Raw genomic sequence first — 684 nt, 5'->3', positions numbered from 1 at the left:
CCGCCCCGCCGCCACCGCCGCCGCCTTCAAGCGTCGCCGCGCCCGCCCCGGCGGAGAATCGGACCTATCTCGTGTTTTTCGACTGGGACCGCAGCGATCTGACCGATCGCGCCCGTTCGATCGTGGCGGTCGCCGCACAGGCCTCGACCAACACACAGACCACGCGGATCGAGGTCAACGGCTATACCGACAACTCCGCCGCCCATCCGGGCCCACGGGGCGAACAGTATAACCAGGCGCTCTCGCTCCGGCGCGCGGAAGTCATCAAGGCCGAACTGGTGCGCGACGGCGTGCCGGGCCCCTCGATCGACATTCATGGCTTTGGCGACTCCAACCCGCTGGTCCAGACCATGGCCAACACGCGCGAGGCGCAGAACCGTCGCGTCGAGATCATCCTGCACTGATCTCCCTGCCATCTGGCTGAATATGGAAAAGAAAAAAGCGGCGCCATGAGGCAGCCGCTTTTTCCATATGGGCCTTTTCGCGCCGGATGGCCCCCGCGATCAGACAAGCCCGGTAAACAGCGAGGTGGACAGGTAACGCTCGGCAAAGGACGGGGCGATGGTCACGATGGTCTTGCCCTCGTTCTCGGGCCGTGCCGCAAGCTGTATGGCCGCATGCAGCGCCGCACCGGATGAAATGCCCACCGGCACGCCATCAAGCCGCGCACAGCGGCGGGCGGCG

1 protein-coding gene and 1 pseudogene are annotated in these 684 nt (G+C 66.1%); one reads left to right on the top strand and one right to left on the bottom strand.

Annotated elements, in window-relative coordinates; translation table 11 throughout:
- Window positions 1-404: OmpA family protein (locus JCM25156_RS19380; protein WP_025814461.1), on the top strand; the 404-nt coding region annotated here is incomplete at its 5' end.
- A gap of 99 nt (window positions 405-503) precedes the next feature.
- Here JCM25156_RS19380 and JCM25156_RS26500 read toward each other — a convergent pair.
- Window positions 504-684: pseudogene (locus tag JCM25156_RS26500) on the bottom strand (cysteine synthase A); the annotation flags it as partial.

This window comes from Komagataeibacter kakiaceti JCM 25156 (assembly GCF_000613305.1).
Note: the sequence above shows the minus strand (reverse complement) of the source record. Positions and strands in the feature narration are given on the sequence as shown.